Here is a 17,816-nt window from a genome sequence, read left to right on the forward strand (position 1 = left end):
CTCAGCTCCCTTGTCGGTGAATCCGGCCCGTCAGACGTGACGGCCGGAGAAGAACGTCTCGCGCAACGTGCGCATCCACAGCGGCTGCGCGTCGGCCAGCGCGAGACGGCGCTGCCGCGCGAAGCCATGCCGCGCGAGATGGTCGGCAACCCGCGTGTGGCCGGCCGGAACGGCACAGCCGACCGCTTCGGTACGCGGGTCGTCGAGAAACAGGTAATGAACGACGCACGGCAGCCAGCCCGCGACGCAATGCGGGCCGCGCCAGCGCGACTCGCCGACCAGCATCCGCAGGCCGCGGTCGTAGTCGCGCGCCGCGACGTGCGGCGCGAGTGCGTCTTCCTTCAGCCAGAACGCCTCGAAATACGCGAACGGCTCGCCGTCGAAGCAGCCGACGAGCGGCGTGACGTGAGGATCGGCGTCGGGTGCTGCGCCGTCAGCGCCGGGCTGCGCGCCCGGCCAGCCGTCGCGCACGCGCGGCGCGTCGAACCAGCGCGCGACGCGCTCGGCGTCATCGCCCGGCTGCCAGCCGCGCAACGTGAAGCGCACGCCGAGCGCCGGCAGGTCGCGCGCATAGACGTCGCCGCGCGGCGCGGGCGGCCGGCGCGGATGACGCCGGCCGTCGGTCAGCATCGGCAGCGTCGCGCACGGCAGGTGCGTGCCGACGAGCCACATGTCGGCCTGCTGCGCCCAGCCATCGCGCATGCAGCGGCCGCCGTCGGCGAGCACGCCGCTCGCGCGCAGCGCATCGAGCGCCACTGCCGGCCACGCGGCCGGGTCGAGCCGGATCACCGCGTGGTGCGCGCCGTCCGAAAACGCGGCGGCGAGCGCGGCCAGCAGCGCGCGCCGCTGGTCGGCAGCCGCCGCGCGGTGGTTGTACGCAACGAGACGCAGCGTGCCGTCGTCGGCGAGTTGCGCGCGCAGCAATTGCGCGGAGATGCCGTCGCCCTGCGCGACGCGGATCTCCGTACCGTCGCGTGCGGCGACCAGGCCGTCCGCGAACGCGAGTCGGTAGGTATCGAGCATCGTGAATCCGTCCGGACGCACTTCAGCCAGCATGGCGTTCCTCCTGTCCCGTTTCCGCTTGTGCATCGAGCCGCGCGCCGAGCGCCGCGAGCGTCGGCCGCGCGAACACGTCGGCGACCGTCAGCGCGTGACCGGCGCGGCCGGCCGCGTCGACGAAGCGCACGATGTCGAACGACGTCGCGCCGGCTTCGAACAGGTCGGCGTCGGGTTCGGGCGCAGCCGTCGAGAACGTGTCCGACCACAGTGCCGCGAGCACGGCAGCCGCATGCGACGCTTGCGACACTGCAGCGGCGTGTTGATCGCGGCCGGACGCCGGCGAGACGGCGTGCGTATCGGGCGCGCCGAGCGCCGCTTCCGATGCGCCGGCAAAGCGCGCGACTTCGTCGTGATAGACGTCGACGAGCGCATCGACGAGGCCGCGGTCGAGCAGTTCGTCCGCATACGAGAACGCGGCGCTCACGCGGCCGTCCGGATGTTCGACGACGTCGAGCTCCAGCGTGAACACGACGCGATGGCGCACGTCGTCGAAATCCTCCAGCGACAGTCCGGCCCAGTCGCGTGCGGCAGCACCCGTCGGGCGCAGGTAGTTGAACATCACCTGGAACAGCGGATTGGCCTGCGCGGCGCGCGGCGCGCGCAGCGCGGCGACGACGTCGGCAAACGGCACGTCGGCATGCGCGTATGCGGCGAGCGCCGTGTCGCGCACCTGTGCGAGCACGTCCGCACGGCGGGCGGCCGGGTCGATGCGCGTGCGCACGACGACCGAATTGATGAACAGGCCGAGCGCGGCGCGCGCTGCGTCGCCGGTCAGCTCGCGCGTCGACGCGAGCACGCCGACCGGCTGGTCGGCCGCGCCCGTCGCACGGAACAGCGCGGTGTTGAGCGCCGCGTGCAGCAGCATCGGCAGCGTCGCATGCGCGGCCGATGCGGCATCGCGTGCGGCACGGATCAGCGATGCGTCGAATTCGAACGCGATGCGCGCCGCGCGCCATTGCGGCACGGCCGGCGCATCTTCACGCTGCGGCAGCACGCGCGACGGTAGGTCGGCCAGCGCATCGCGCCAATACGCGACGCGGGCCGGATGGCACGGTGCGGGCAGCACGAGCGGTACGGCCGGTTGGATGGCGGCTTCTGCAGATGCGCCGCCGCGCACGCGAGCGACATAACGCGCACGCACCGCGTCGAGCCACAGCTCGATCGAATCGCCATCCGACACGATGTGATGGATCGTCACCGACAGCACATGATCGTCCGCGCCGAGACGCAGCACGCGCGCGCGCCACAGCGGCGTGCCGGCAGCGAGATCGAACGGCGTCAGCGCGTCTGCGTCGGTCAGCGCCGTCGCGCGGGCGAGCGCATCGGGCTGTGCCGACAGGTCGATGACCGGCAGCGTGACCGACGCAACGTCATCGATCCGCTGCCCCGGCAGCGCACCGTCGCGGACGACGAGCCGCGCGCGCAGCGCCGGATGCACGGCGGCCGCATCCGAGAAAGCGCCGCGCAGCGCATCGATGTCGAGCGGGCCGCGCACGCGCAGCGCGACCGGAATGTTGTAGGCGGCGCTGTCCGGCTGCGCGCGCCACAGGAACCACAGGCCGAGCTGCGCGGGCGACAGCGGCCACACGCCGTGCACGTCGGGTTTGGCGAGCGCGACGCCCGGCGCCGCGGCGCCCGCATGCTCGGCGCGCGGCGCATCGGCCACCTGCAGCGCGTACTGCGCGAGCACGGGTGCCTCGAACAGCGCGCGCACCGGCACGTCACGGCCGAGTCGCTCGGCCACGCGCGTCGCGACGCGCACGGCGGCGAGCGAATGGCCGCCGAGATCGAAGAAGTGATCGCCGCGCCCGACACGCTCGAGATTCAGCACGTCGCACCAGATCGCCGCGAGCGCGGCTTCGTCGCCGTCGTGCGGCGCTTCGTACGCGCGCTCGACACGCACGGGCGCCGGCAGCCGCGCACGATCGACCTTGCTGTTCGCGTTGCGCGGCAGCGCGTCGAGCACGATCAGTTGCGCGGGCACCATGTAGTCGGGCAGCGTGCGGCGCAGGTGCGCGTCGAGCGTCGCGGCTTCGACGGGTTGAGCGGCCGCCTGCGCGTCGGCAGTCAGCTCGACGTACGCGACGAGCTGTGCAAGTGCGCCCTGCCCGTGCACGACCGCGCACGCTTCGCGCACCGCGTCGTGCGCGGCAAGCTGCGCCTCGATTTCACCGAGTTCGATGCGCAGCCCGCGCAGCTTCACCTGATGGTCGACGCGGCCGATGAAGTCGAACACGCCGTCTGCGCGGCGGCGCACGAGGTCGCCCGTGCGGTACAGGCGCGCACCCGGCGCGCCGTACGGATCGGGCACGAAACGCTCGGCCGTCAGCGCCGGGCGGTCGAGATAACCGCGCGCGACGCCGATCCCCTCGCCGCCCAGGTACAACTCGCCGATCACGCCGACCGGCAGCGGATGCAGCCGCTCGTCGAGCACGTGCGCGGTGCGCGCGCCGACCAGCGTGCCGATCGGCAAATACGCGGCATCGCCGAGCTTCGCGAGATCGTCGCCGGGCCGGAACATCCACAACGTCGGCGTGATGACCGTCTCGGTCGGGCCGTAGCCGTTGACCACGCGCACGTTCGGCAGCGCGCGGCGCAGCATCGCGAACGCCTCGCGCGAGGTCGCCTCGCCGCCGACGGTCAGCGAACGCAGCGTCGGCGGCGCGCCGTGCGCGAGCGCCCATTCGGCGAGCTGCGCGGCGCAACCGGGCGGCACGTAGGTCATCGTCACGCCGTCGCGGACCATCATCGCGCAGGTCTGCGCGGGCGGCCACAGCACGTCGGCCGTCACCGAGACGGCGGCGCCCGACATGTATTGCGAAAACCAGCCTTCGTGCGCGCCGTCGAAGTTGACCGACTGGAACAGCAGGAACACGTCGTTCTCGCCTGCGCCATAGCGCTCGGCGATCGCCGCGCAATGCAGCGCGAACGACGCATGGTCGACGATCACGCCCTTCGGCTTGCCGGTCGAACCCGACGTGTAGATCGCGTACGCCGCATGGCCCGGCAGCACGTCGGGCAGCGCGATATCGGCCGCTTCGTCGAGCGCGTCGATTTCATCGGCGCGCCAGACGCGCAGCGACGGCAGCTCGGGCAGCGACGCGGCGCTTGCGCCGTCGGTCAGCACGTGCGCGATGTTCGCATCGCCGACGATCTGCGCGAGCCGTTCGCGCGGGTGAGCCGGATCGAGCGGCACGAACGCGGCGCCCGACTTCAGCACCGCGATCAGCGCGACGAGCAGATCCACCGAGCGCTGCAGCGCCACGCCGACGCGCATCTCCGGCCGCACGCCGGCCGCGACCAGATGGCGCGCCAGGCGCGCGGCGCGCGCATCGACTTCGCCGCGTGTCAGCGCACGATCGATATCGGCGACGCCGCGTGCGTCGGGCCGCGCGTGCGCATGCGCGGCGATGCGCGCATGCACCGGCACGAACGGTTCGGCGTCGGTCGCGCCGGCCGGCGAGTTCCACGCAAAAAGCTGCGCCCGCTCGTCGGCGGGCAGCCAGTCGAGATCGCCGACCGGCATGTCGGGGCGCGCGAGCGCATCGCCGAGCAGCGTGACGAAGCGCGCGGCCAGCCGTGCGATCGCGTCGGCGTCGAACAGGTCGAGCGCGTAGATGAACGCGGCGTCGAACGTGCCGTCGGGCGTCGCTTCGACGGACAGCGTGAGATCGAACTTCGCGGACGGCGTACCGGACGGCAGCAACGCGGCCGCTGCCGCGCCGAGCGCCGGCAGCGCGCGGCGCTCGCCATAGGCGGCCATCACCTGGAACAACGGATGGTGGCTCGCGCTGCGCGGCACGCCGAGCGCGTCGACCACCTGCTCGAACGGCACGTCCTGGTGCATCTGCGCGTCGACGAGCGCGCGCTGCGTGCGCGCGACCAGCGACGAGAAATCGCCGCGCGCGGGCACGTCGACATCGATCGCCAGCGTATTGACGAAGAACCCGATCAGGCCGGCGACTTCCGCGCGTTCGCGGTTCGCGGCCGGCACGCCGACGCAGATCCGCGCGTCGCCGGTCGCGCGCGCCAGCAGCGCATCGAGCGCGGCGAGCAGCACCGCGAACGGCGTCGCACCCGATGCCGCCGCGAACGCGCGCAGTTGCGCACCGACGCGCGCGTCGAGCGAGAACACATGGCGCGCGCCGCGCGCACTGCGGCGGGCGGGCCGCGCGGTCGCGCCTGGCAGCGTCAGCACGCCGCGCTGCGGATCGAGCCGTTCGCGCCAGAACGCAAGCTGGCGATCGCGTTCGCCGGCGTCGAGCCAGCGGCGTTGCCACAGTGCGTAGTCAGCGTACTGGATCGGCAGCGGTGCGAGCGGCACCGGCTTGTCGGACGCATACGCGCGATAGAACGCCGCGAGTTCTTCGAGCATCACGCCCGACGACCAGCCATCCGACACGATGTGATGAACGGTCAGCGCGAGCCAGTGATGCGTCGCGTCGAAGCGGATCAGGTGTGCGCGCACGAGCGGTGGCGTGCCGAGATCGAACGGCCCGGCTTCGTCGGCGGTCGCGACAGCCCCGGCGCGCGCGGCACGTTGTGCATCCGGCAACGCCTCGAGATCGGTTTCGCGCCACGGGCAACGCAGCGGCGCGTGGATCGTTTGCGCGACGCCGTCCTGCGCTTCGTCGAAGGTCGTGCGCAGTGCTTCGTGGCGGGCGATCAGCGCGTCGCATGCAAGACGCAGCGCATGCGCGTCGAGCGTGCCGGTCAGCGCGAGGCGCTCGGTGATGTGATACGCGTCGGGCGCGTCGATCAGCCGTGCATGCAGCCACAGCCGCGTCTGCGCGAACGACGCCGGCACGCGGTCGCTGCGCGGCGGGATCGGCGGGATCGGCAGCACGCGGAAGTCGATGCCGGCCGCGCCAAGCTTGTCGATGAAGACCGCGCGCTGCGCGTCGGGCAGTTGCGCGAAACGCGTCGCGAGCGCGAGCCAGTCGGGTTGAACCTTCGTCATCCGTCGTCCTTATTGGGTTTCCAGTTCGCCGAGCAGCGCATCGATCGCGCTCGCCGCGTCGGTCTCGCCGCGCGCCGCGCAGGCTGCGTCGATCGCCTCCGCGCAACTCGCGAGCGTGCGCGTGTCGAACAGCGTGCGCAGCGGCAGCGCGAGCCCCCAGTGCAGGTTCGCCTGCGCGTGGGCCTGCGTCGCGAGCAGCGAATGGCCGCCGAGCAGGAAGAAATCGCCGTCGCGGCCAATCGCATCCACGTGCAGCACGCGTTGCCAGATGGCCGCGAGCGCGCGTTCGGTATCGGTCGAAAGCTCGACGGCTTCAGCCGTTTCACGCACCGGCGCGGGCAGCGCATGGCGGTCGCATTTGCCGTTCGGCGTGACGGGCAACGCGTCGAGTTCGATCAGTTGCGACGGCACCATGTAGGCCGGCAGTTGCGCACGCAACGTGTCGAGCAGCGCCGCGCGGTCGAGCGGGCCCGCATCGCCGCGTGCGACGTAACCGATCAGTTGCTCGTCGCGCACGATCACGACCGCGTCGTTCACGCCGGGCGCTGCGCGCAGCAGCGCCTCGATCTCGCCGGGCTCGATCCGCTGGCCGCGCAGCTTCACCTGCGTGTCGACGCGGCCGAGATAGTCGAGCGCGCCGTCGGCGCGGCGTCGCGCGAGGTCGCCCGTGCGGTACATGCGCGCGCCCGGCACGAACGGATCGGGCACGAAGCGCTCCGCGGTCAGCGCCGGGCGGCCCAGATAACCGCGCGCCAGGCCCGCGCCCGCGAGATACAGTTCGCCGGTCGCGCCGGCCGGCACCGGCTGCCATGCGGCGTCGAGCACGTGCAGTTGCAGGTTCGCGATCGGATGACCGATCGGCACTGCGACCGCGTTTGCGTCGTCAGGCCCGCAGGTCCAGTGCGACACGTCGATCGCGGCTTCGGTCGGCCCGTACAGGTTCACGAGCGTCGCGTTCGGCAGCAGCCGCGCCATCTTCGCGACGAGTTCGGGCGCAAGCGCCTCGCCGCTCGCGACGATCAGGCGCACGCTGTCGCATTGCGCGGCGGCCGAGAAATCGTCGAGATACGCGGCGAATGCGGCGAGCATCGACGGCACGAAATGCAGCACCGTCACGCCGTGCGCATGGATCGCGGCCGCGAGACGCGCCGGATCGCGATGGTCGCCGGGCGCGGCGATCGCGAGCTTCGCGCCGATCGCGAGCGGCCACACGAATTCCCATACCGACACGTCGAAGCCGAACGGCGTCTTATGCAGCACCACGTCGTCGCGCGTCATCTGGTATGCGTCCTGCATCCACGCGATCCGGTTCGCGAGCGCGCCGTGCGTGTTGCCGGCGCCCTTCGGCTTGCCGGTCGAACCCGACGTGTAGATCAGGTAGGCCAGCCGGGCGTCGTCGATTTCGTCGGCCGCGCCGGCGGGCGTATTGCCCGCTTCATCGGCGAGCAGATCCGCGACCGTCAGCAACTGCGTCGTGGCATCGTCGCCGAGCGCGGCTTCGACCTGCTCGCGCAGGTGAGCCTGCGTGATCGCGACGGCCGGCCGCGCATCGCGCAGCAGATACGCGATGCGCTCGGCCGGATAGTCAGGATCGACCGGCAGGTAAGCTGCGCCGGCCTTCAGCACGCCGACGAGCGCCATCACCATGTCGAACGAACGCTCGACGCACAGCGCGACCGGCGTGTCGGGTTGTACGCCGCGCCGGCGCAGCGCAGCGGCGATGCGCGACGTGCTCAGGTCGAGTTCGCGATAGGTCGCGCGATGCACGCCGCCGTGAACATCCGCATATTCGAGCGCGACCGCATCGGGCGTTGCGTTGGCCGCCTCGGCGAATTGCAGGTGCAGCGGCTGCCGTTGCGGTTCGGGCCACGTGCGCAGCGTGTCCTGCGCACGCGCCAGCGCGTCGCGTGTCGTGCCGTCGGCGATCGACAGCGTGCCGAGCAGCGCGTCCGGCGTGCGGGCCAGTGCGTCGAGCGCACACGCGAATGCGCGGTGCCAGGTTTCGACCTGGTGCGCGTCGATGCGCGCGGTGTCGTAGCCGTAATCGATCGTCAGTTCCACACCGCTTTCGATCACGAGCGTCAGCGCGAAATCGGTGGCTTCGATACTGCGCACGCCGCTCAGTGCGAGCGCGCGCGGATCGGCGTCGCGCGCCGTATCGTCGACCGGGTAGTTCTCGAACACGACCAGCGTGTCGAACAGTGCGCCGCCCGCGCCGCGCGCCCAGCGCTGGATGTCGGCGAGCGGCGTGTGCGCGTGCTCGGCGGCGGCCGCGTTGTCGCGCTGCAGCGCCTGCAGCCAGTCGGCCGCGCGCTGCTGCGGCGCGGGCGCGGTGATCACCGGCAGCGTGTTGATGAACAGGCCGAGCACCGAGTCGACGTCCGCGAGCGCATCGGGACGGCCCGCGACGGTCGCGCCGAACGCGACGGCCGGCTGGTGCGTCATCCGTTGCAATGCGAGCGCCCACGCGCCCTGCACCAGCGTGTTGACGGTCAGCTTCAAGGCGCGTGCCGTCTGTGCGATGCGCGTCATCGCATCCGCATCGATCGTCGCGCGCCACGTGACCATCTCGGCGTCCGCACGGTCGGCCACGCGTTCCGCGATCAGCGTCGGTGCGTCGAGGCGCGCGAGGCGGTCGCTCCAGAAGCGTTCGTCGGCATCGCGGTCGCGTGTGCCGAGCCATGCGATGAAGTCGCGATAGCGCAGCGCCGGACGGCTCGCGAACGGCGACACGGCATCCGGGTCGCGATAGTCGCGCAGCACGTCTGCCAGCAGGCGTGCGGTGCTCCAGCCGTCGAGCAGCACGTGGTGGCGCGTCCACACGACGCGCCATGCGTCGTCCGTCACGCGGATCAGCGTGAGCCGCATCAGCGGCGGCTCGCGCCAGTCGAAACCGCGTGCGCGGTCGGCCGCGAGCCATGCGTCGAAATCGGCGTCGAGCGTGTCGCCGCGCGTGCGCCAGTCGAGCTGCTCGACCGGCATCTGCGCGTGGCGATGCACGCACTGCAGCGGCGCGGCTTCGTCGGGCATCACGCTCGTGCGCAGGATGTCGTGACGCGCGACGGATGCGGCGAACGCATCGGCGAGACGGCCGGCATCGAGCCCGGTCGCGGTCGCAACGAGCTGGTTCACGTAGCTGGCATGGCCGGGCGCGAACAGCGCATGGAACAGGATGCCCTGCTGCATCGGCGACAGCGGATACACGTCGTCGATCGAGCGCCAGTCGAGCGGCGTGCGTTCGATCGCGGCCTGCGTGAGACCAGCCGCCTGCGCAAGCGGAAAATCGCCCGGCGTGGCGCCGCCGCCGCGATGCGCGACACGCGACGCGCAAGCGTCGACGAGTTCGCGCAGTGCAGCCGCAAAACGCTCGGCGAACGCGTCGATCGTCGCGCGCTCGAACTGCGGCGCGCCGTACACCCAGTGCACCTTCAGCGTGCGTGCGCCGTCGCGATCGGTATCGAGGTACGCGTGGATCGCGAGCGTATTGCCGAGCGGGCCTTGGGGATCGCGCTCGACGCCGGTGCCGCCGAAACGCGGCACGAGCGTCGCATCGCGCGGCGCGTCGAACTGGCCGAGATAGTTGAAGGTGACGCGCGGGCGCGGCACGGCGGCCAGCGCCGCGCGCGTCGCCGCGTCACCGTAGTGCGCGAGCACGCCGAAGCCGAGCCCCTTGTGCGGCACCGCGCGCAGCGTGTCCTTCACGGCGCACAGCGTGTCGCCCGCAGTCGCTTCGACCGGCAACGTCACCGGGTAATGGCTCGTCAGCCAGCCGATCGTGCGGCTCGCGTCCGCATCGTCGAACAGCGCCTCGCGGCCATGTCCTTCCAGTTCGATCCGGCACGATGCCGAACCGCGCGCACCGGCCAGCGTCAGCGCGAGCGCCGCGCCAAGCAATTCGATCGTCTGCGTGCGATAGGCCGCGTGCGCGTCGGTCAGCGCCGCGCGCGTCAATGCGGCGTCGATCGTCTGCACGACGACGGCCGCATCGACGTTCGTCGCCGGTGTATCGGGATGATCGGCAACGAGATCGTCGCCCTGCGCCATGCCGGCCCAGTACGCGGCTTCGGCCGCGAACGGCGAAGCCGGTTCCGTTGCTGCGCGTGCGAGACGCGCGGCCCATGCGTCCGCGCGCAGGCCCGGCTGCGACAGCCGCACCGGCGTGCGTTCGCATGCGGCGCGGTAGGCTGTATCGAGATCGTCGAGCAGGATGCGCCACGACACGCCGTCGACGATCGCATGGTGAATCGCCAGATAAAGCTGCGTCGAGCCGTCCGGCAGTCGTGCCGCGCATGCGCAGGCGAGCGGCCCGCGGTCGAGATCGAGGCGGCGCTGCAACGCGTCGAAGCGCGCGAGCGCGTCGCCTTCGTCGCGTGCGGCGACTTCGACGAACGGCAGCGCATCGAATGGCTTCGCGGCGTCGCTCGCCTGCCACGTGCCGTCCGCACCGCGCGCGAAGCGCTGGTGGAATGCGTCGTGATGCGTCAGCAACGCATCGAATGCGCGCGCGAATGCGTCTGCGTCGAACGGCCCGCGCACGTCGAACGCAACCGACTGGTTCCAGTGGCCGCGATGCGGGATGTCGAGCGCGAAAAAGCGTTGTTGCGCGGGCGTCAAGATCTGCGCGGCAGCCGGCGTCGCGACCGGCGCCGAGGATGCAGGTTGCACAGCAGCGGCGGCCGTGTCGTCCGTTTTCGCGATGCGCGCGAGTTCGGCAACCGTCGGGCCGTCGAACAGTTGCTTCGGCGTAAAGCGCACGCCGCGCTTGCGCGCACGGGCGATCACCTGCAGCACGAGGATCGAATCGCCGCCGAGTTCGAAGAAGTTGTCGTCACGGCCAACTTGCGGCGCCTTCAGCACGGCCTGCCAGACTTCGGCGAGCACCGTTTCGACCGCGCCCTGCGGCGCGTCGCCGGATGCAATCGCGACCGGCGCGGCGGCCAGTTCGCGCAGCGCGGCGCGATCGATCTTGCCGTTCGCGGTCACCGGTAGGCGTGCGAGCGCGACGAACTGCGCGGGCACCATGTAATCGGGCAGCGTCGCGGCGAGCGCTGCGCGCACGGCGGCTTCGTCGAACGCCGTGCCGTCGCGCATCACGACGAACGTCGCGAGCCGCAGGCGGCCGTCGTGCTCGATCGCGAGCGTTTCGGCCTGCGCGATCGGGCCGGCCGCGCGCACGGCCGCACTCACCTCACCCGGTTCGACGCGGTAGCCACGAATCTTCACCTGGTCATCGATACGGCCGAGGAATGCGATCCGGCCGTCCGCGCGCAAGCGCACGCGGTCGCCGGTGCGATACAGCCGCGCGCCGGGCGTGAACGGATCGGGCACGAAACGTTCGGCGGTCTGCGCGGCGCGCCCCAGGTAGCCGCGCGCGACGCCCGGCCCGCCCAGATACAGCTCGCCCGTCGCGCCGGCCGGCACGCACGCACCGAACGCGTCGAGCACGAGCGCGCGCGCATTCGGCAGCGGCTGGCCGAGCGGCACGCCGCTCGCGGGATCGCGCACATCGGCAGCAATCGACGCCGTGTCGCACGCGATCGCGCCGACCGTCGCTTCGGTCGGCCCGTAATGGTTGATCACGCGGCAGGCCGGCGCGAGCGCGGCCAGGCGCGCGACGAGCGCCCACGTGAGCGTTTCGCCGCCCGTCACGAGCGCGTGGCGCGGCAGTACGTCGGCCGGCACGCGCGCATCGAGCAGCGCCTGCAGATGGCTCGGTACGATTTTCAGCACGCCGACGTCGCGGCGGCGCATCTCGTCCGCGAACGCGTCCGGGTCGAACGCGCACGCGGCCGGCAGCAGATGCAGCGTGCGGCCCGCGCACAATGCGCCGAACAGCGTCGTGTGGCCGAGGTCGGCCGCGACCGTCGACACCATCGCGAACGACGCATCCGGTGCGAACGCGAGTTCGTCGAGCATCCCCTGCACGTAGTCGGCCAGCGCGCCGTGCGACACGACGACACCTTTCGGCGTGCCGGTCGAGCCCGACGTGTAGATCAGGTACGCGCCCTGCTCCGGATGCGGCGCGACGCGCACGCCGGCCGCATGCGCGAGCGATGCGTCCTGCGTGAGCGTATCGACGTCGAGCGGCTGCGCGTCGATGCCGGCCGGCCACGCGGCCGTATCCGCGACGAGCGCCCAGCGCGCGCCGCAGTCGGCGGCCGCCGCCGCCAGTCGCGCGGCAGGCTGCGCGGGATCGAGCAGCACGGCGAGTGCCCCGGCCTTCAACACGCCGAGCAGGCCGACGACGAAGCGCGCGGAACGCTCGATGCAGACGACGACCGGCGCTTCGGCGGCCGCGCCGCGCAGCGTCAGTGCGCGCGCGATACGGTTCGATGCGTCGTCGAGTTCGGCGAACGTCAACTGCGCCGACGCATCGGCGAGCGCGATGCGATGCGGATACGCGGCTGCCTGCCGCGCGAACGCGGCGACGATGTCGGCATGTTCGACCTTCAGCGCACGGCCATCGCGCGGCTGGCGCGATGCGGCCGATGCGTCGCACGGCAGCGCGGCCGTCGTGCGTTGCGAATCGTGCGCAGCCGCGCCGACGAGCGTCGCGTAGCTGTCGAGCCACGCGCGCGCGGTGTCGGTATCAATGCAGTCGGTCGCATAGGCGGCGACCAGCTCGATCCCGCTCGCGTCGTCGGTGAAATCCAGCGCGAAGTCGAAGCGTGCGGCGAGATCGGGCCCCGGCGTCGCGACTGCCGTCGCGCCCGGCAGCACGCTGTCGTGCCGCGCGTCGAATTGCTGCGCGAATTTCACGCGCAACCACTCGTCGCCGCGCTTGACCGGCGGCTTGACCGCGTCGACGACGCGCTCGAACGGCACGTCCTGGTGCGCGACCGCGTCGAGCGCCGCCGTGCGCGCCGCATCGACGAGCGTGCGGAACGGCAGCGTCGGCGCCACCTGCACGCGCAGCGCGACCGTATTCAGGAACAGGCCGAGCAGCGCGCGCGTTTCAGGGTGTTGGCGATGCGCGACCGGCACCGCGACGACGACGTCCGTCTCGCCGGTCAGACGCGACAGCCACGCGTCGAGGGCAGCCAGCAGCACCGTGAAGACGGTGGCCTGCGCGTCGCGTGCGAGTTGTCGCACGTCGGCCGCGACCGCGTCGGGCAGGCGCAGCGATACGCGCGCGCCCTGCAGCGTGCGCGCGGTGCCCGGTTGACGATCGACCGGCAGCGCGATCGGGCCCGGCACGTCGCGCAATGCGCCGCGCCAGTAGTCGAGCTGGCGATCGCCTTCGCCGCCGGCCAGCATGTCGCGCTGCCAGTCCGCGTAGTCGGCGTACTGGATCGGCAAGTCGGGCAACGACGGCTCGCGGCCTTCCGCATACGCGCGATAGGCGGCCGACAGTTCGTCGAACGCGCAGCGCGAGCTCCAGCCGTCGGTGATCGCGTGGTGCGCGGTCAGCAGCAGGCGGTGGCGATCGTCGGCGAGCGCCACGAGCGTCGCGCGCAGCAGCGGGCCGCGTGCGAGATCGAACGGCTCGGCAGCGTCGCGCTCGGCGAGACGCGCAGCTTGCGCGTCGCGTGCGGCCGGCGGCTGGTCGCGCAGATCGATCGCGGCGATCGACACCGGCAGGTGCGCATGAATCCGCTGCATCACGACGCCGTCGTCGTTGTCGACGAGCGTCGTGCGCCACGCTTCGTGCCGGCCGATCACGTGATCGAGCGCGCGTTGCAGCGCGTCGCGATCGAGCGTGCCGTCGATCGTCCAGTGCGCGGCGATGTGATACGCGGCGCTCGCGTCGCGGGTTTGCGCGAGCACCCAGAAACGTTGCTGCGCGAGCGATGCCGCGCGGTCGACATACGAAGTGCCAGGCGCGGTCGAATCAGCCGTCACGCGGCGCGCGGAAATCGTAGCCAGCGGTTCGCCGGTTTCGCGCGCCGAACGATCGACCGTCTCGGCTAGTTCGGCCAGCGCCGGATCGGCGAACAGCGTATCGAGCCGCAGGTTCACGCGCACCGTGGCGCGGATCGCTGCCTGCAACTGCATCGCGGCGAGCGAATCGGCGCCCAGTGCGAAGAAACGGTCATCGCGCGACGGCACGGCGTCGAGGCCGAGCAGCGTCTGCCAGAGGCCGGCGAGCTGTTGCTCGGTCGGCGTGCGCGGCGCGTCGCCCGCGCCCTGCGCCGTGTCGCGCGCAGCGGCGATCCGCTCGCGCAGCGCGGCACGGTCGATCTTGCCGTTCAGCGTATAAGGCAGCGCATCGCAGCGCACGAACCGGTGCGGCTGCCATGCGGCCGGCAGTTGCGCGGCCACGTGCGTCTTCAGTGCCGCATCGTCGGCTGCCGCACGCAGCGCGACGCACGCGATCAGCCGCGTCGGCCCGTTGCCGGTTTCGGCGACCACCGCCGCGTCGGCCACGGCCGGGTGCGAGCGCAGGCACGCGGCGATTTCCGCGGGCTCCACGCGCACGCCGCGCACTTGAACCTGATCGTCGAGACGGCCGAGATAGTCGAATGCGCCGTCGTCGCGCAGGCGCGCGAGATCGCCGGTGCGATAGACGCGCGCACCGGGTTCGCCTTCCGGATCGGGAATGAAGCGTTCGGCCGTCAGCGCCGGGCGGCCGTGATAACCGCGCGCGATGCAGACGCCGCCGAGCAGCAGCTCGCCGCCGTCTTGCGCGTCGCCGCCGTCGATGCGCGCGACGCGCGGGCCGATCACGCGACCGATCGGCAACGATGCATATGCGTCGTCGGCGGCCAGCACCGGCGTTTCGCCCGGTTCGACCGGCCACAGCATCGGCGAGATCACGGCCTCGGTCGGCCCGTAACCGTTGATGAGACGCACCGCCGGGAACGTGCCGCGCACGAATTCGAACGCCTGCTGCGGCAGCGCTTCGCCGCCGAACGCGAGCACGCGCAGGGCCGGCGGTACGCCGTCGCGCGCGGCGACGGCCGCAAATTCACGCAAGTACGCAGGCGGAAATGCTGCAACGTTGACCGATTCGCGCACCAGCAGCGCATGCGCGGCGTCCGGCGCAAACGGCTGCGGCGGCGCCACGACGATACTGGCGCCGACCGCGAGCGGCGCGAGCCAGCATTCGTGCGCGGCGTCGAAATTGACCGACGCGAAATGCAGCAGGCGATCGCCGGCCTCGATCGGCAGCGCGGCCGCGAGCGCATCGCAATGCGCGGCGAGCGGCCCGTGCTCGACGACGACCGCCTTCGGCGTGCCGGTCGAGCCCGACGTATAGATCATGTAGGCCGCCGAACGCGGATGTACCGTCAGATCTTCGTCATCGACGGCAAGCTCAGGCTTGCCCGCCACTTCGGCAGCCGCGTCGAACGCATGCTCGAACGGCGCGCCGAGCGCCGCGCGGCCCGCATCGTCGACGATACCGTGCCGCAGTTGCGCATCCTGGACGATCCAGTCGAGGCGCGCGGCCGGATGGCGCGGGTCGAGCGGCACGAACACGCCGCCCGCCTTCAGCACGGCCAGCAGCGCGACGAACAGTTCGCACGAACGCTCGACGCAGACGCCGACCCGCACTTCCGCGCCGACGCCGGCCGCGCGCAGTTGCCGGGCGAGCCGCGACGCACGCGCATCGAGCGCGCCGCGCGACAGGCGCAAGTCATTCTGGAAAGGCACCGCGATGGCGGGGGCGTCGGGCGCGATGCGCGCCAGTTCGCGGATTCGGTGATGCAACGCAGTCGGGAAACTCGTCATGTGCGTGAAGTCCTTCGGTCCGGCCGCTTCGGCCAAGTCTCGGGGCCGCTTGGGGCGGCTTCACTGGTGTGACGAACGGCGCGGCCGATTTTTTACCGTTTTGCGTTCAAAGCGCCCGCGGACGCTTTTTTTGAACCGGCCGCTAAATATTTGCGCGCCCCGTTCGTCTATCAGGGAGGAAAGCCGGAACGGGGCTTGCCCCGCCGCTTTCGCGTCCGTTTTGCCGTTTCCGCGTTTTTGCCTGCCTTCCCTTTACCGACGTTGCCGATGACAGCCGCCCACGAGCCTTCTTCCCCGCCGTCCCTCGACGCTTCCCCCGCCCGCCCCGCGGCGCGCCTGATCCTCGCGCTGTTGCGCGAAAGCCGCGCGTCGCTCGCGCTTGCACTCACCGCATGCGTGCTGAACGGCGTCGCGAGCGTGTTGCTCGTCGCGACGCTGAACCGCGCGCTGTCGCAACCGGGCGCGGCCGATACGTCACTCGCGTGGCGCTTCGCGCTGTGCGCGGTGATCGCGCTCGTCACGCGGATCGTGTCGGGCACGCTGTTCGCGCGCCTGTCGCAGGACACGATGGCGCGGTTGCGCGTGCATCTCGCGCGGCGCGTCGGCGCGGCCGAGCTGCGCGACATCGAGCGGATCGGCGCGGCGCCCGTGCAGTCGGTGCTGACCGACGACGCGACCAACGTATCGATGCTGTTCTTCGCGCTGCCGAACCTCGTGATGCACGGTTCGATCGTGTTCGGCTGCCTCGGTTATCTCGCGTGGCTGTCGTGGCCCGTGTGCCTGCTCGCGCTCGCCGCGATCATCGCGGGCTCGCTCGGTTATCACACCGGCGACCGCCGCGCGATCGCGTCGCTCGAAGCAGCCGGCCAGGCGCAGGACCGCCTGTTCGGTTATCTCGGCTCGCTGTTTTCCGGAGCGAAGGAACTGAAGCTGCACGATGCGCGTGCGCGCCAGTTCGTCGACGGCCAGCTCGGCGCCGCGATCGGCGAAGTGCGCGACCACCGCCGCCGCGCGTTCAGCGCGTATGCGGTCGGCGTCGGCTGGATCATCTTCCTGTTCTACGTGTTTCTCGGCGTCGCGTCGTTCTGGCCGCAGCTCGGCGTGCATGCCGATACGGGCACGGCGGCCGGCTACGTCGTCGTGTTCCTGTTCATGCTCGTGCCGCTCGACGGGCTGCTGAACAACCTGCCGACCGTCAACGCGGCACGCGTGTCGCTCACGCGGATCGAAGGCGTGATGGCCGAATTCGGCGCGCTGCGCACGGTGCCGCCCGCAGCCGATGCACCCGACGTGCCGCCGGCCGGCGCCGTCACGCTGCGCGGCGTCACGCACGCGTATTTCCACGAACGCGACGAGCGGATGTTCAGCATCGGGCCGATCGACCTGACGATCAAGCCGGGCGAGCTCGTGTTCATCGTCGGCGGCAATGGCAGCGGCAAGACCACGCTCGCGAAGGTGCTGACCGGCCTCTACGAGCCCGAGCAAGGCGCGATCGAAGTCGACGGCCGGACGATCGGCTGGCGCGAGCGTGCCGCCTACCGGCAGCGCTTCAGCGCGGTGTTCAACGATTTCCACCTGTTCGACGCGCTGCTCGGCATCGTCGATCCCGACGATCCTTCCCGCGCGCAGGCCGATGCGCGCGCGAACGCGCTCGTCGCGAAGCTCGCGCTCGACCACAAGGTGAAGGTCGTCGACGGCGCGTTCTCGACCCGCGCGCTGTCGACCGGGCAGCGCAAGCGGCTCGCGCTCGTCGTCGCGTATCTGGAAGACCGGCCGTTCTACCTGTTCGACGAATGGGCGGCCGACCAGGACCCGTCGTTCAAGGCCGTGTTCTACGAACAACTGCTGCCCGAGTTGCGCGCGCGCGGCAAGGCCGTGATCGTGATCACGCACGACGACCGCTATTTCGATCTCGCCGACCGGCTGTTGAAGCTCGACAACGGGCGCATCGTCAGCGACACGACGCCCGCGCGTTCGCGCGCGCAGGATGGCGTCGATGCGCTGAGCGCGTAAGCCGTCGATAACACATCGCCGGCGCGCTGCGATTGCGGCGCGCCGGCGATGGTGTTTGGTTCAGAAGGAAATAATGTCGGGTTGCCGGCGGATGGTCGAAGCCGCCCACCGT

At 71.4% G+C, this 17,816-nt stretch carries 4 protein-coding genes; 1 reads left to right on the forward strand and 3 read right to left on the reverse strand.

The features are described 5' to 3' along the window. Positions 1-30: 30 nt before the first annotated feature. The 3 genes from BBJ41_RS03850 to BBJ41_RS03860 are packed head-to-tail and all read right to left on the reverse strand — an operon-like array spanning position 31 to position 15,691. Positions 31-1,056: a GNAT family N-acetyltransferase gene (locus tag BBJ41_RS03850; protein ID WP_069745389.1), complete on the reverse strand. Its 1,026-nt coding sequence runs from the start codon at positions 1,054-1,056 to the stop codon at positions 31-33. Then, positions 1,046-6,019: a non-ribosomal peptide synthetase gene (locus BBJ41_RS03855; protein WP_069745390.1), complete on the reverse strand. Its 4,974-nt coding sequence runs from the start codon at positions 6,017-6,019 to the stop codon at positions 1,046-1,048. Before BBJ41_RS03855 ends, BBJ41_RS03850 begins: the two co-directional genes overlap by 11 nt. Positions 6,020-6,028: 9 nt before the next feature. Further along, positions 6,029-15,691: a non-ribosomal peptide synthetase gene (locus BBJ41_RS03860; RefSeq protein ID WP_069747573.1), complete on the reverse strand. Its 9,663-nt coding sequence runs from the start codon at positions 15,689-15,691 to the stop codon at positions 6,029-6,031. Between the two features lie 267 nt (positions 15,692-15,958). Between BBJ41_RS03860 and BBJ41_RS03865 the strand changes: the two genes are divergently transcribed. Then, positions 15,959-17,704: a cyclic peptide export ABC transporter gene (locus BBJ41_RS03865; RefSeq protein WP_069745391.1), complete on the forward strand. Its 1,746-nt coding sequence runs from the start codon at positions 15,959-15,961 to the stop codon at positions 17,702-17,704. Positions 17,705-17,816: the final 112 nt, after the last annotated feature.

The organism is Burkholderia stabilis (genome assembly GCF_001742165.1).
Taxonomy (GTDB): domain Bacteria; phylum Pseudomonadota; class Gammaproteobacteria; order Burkholderiales; family Burkholderiaceae; genus Burkholderia; species Burkholderia stabilis.

Excerpts from the sequence above, each read along its gene's own strand:
- BBJ41_RS03850 (WP_069745389.1), bottom strand. The coding sequence starts at position 1,056 with ATGCTGGCTGAAGTGCGTCCGGACGGATTCACGATGCTCGATACCTAC.
- BBJ41_RS03860 (WP_069747573.1), bottom strand. The coding sequence starts at position 15,691 with ATGACGAGTTTCCCGACTGCGTTGCATCACCGAATCCGCGAACTGGCG.
- BBJ41_RS03865 (WP_069745391.1), top strand. The coding sequence starts at position 15,959 with ATGACAGCCGCCCACGAGCCTTCTTCCCCGCCGTCCCTCGACGCTTCC.
- BBJ41_RS03855 (WP_069745390.1), bottom strand. The coding sequence starts at position 6,019 with ATGACGAAGGTTCAACCCGACTGGCTCGCGCTCGCGACGCGTTTCGCG.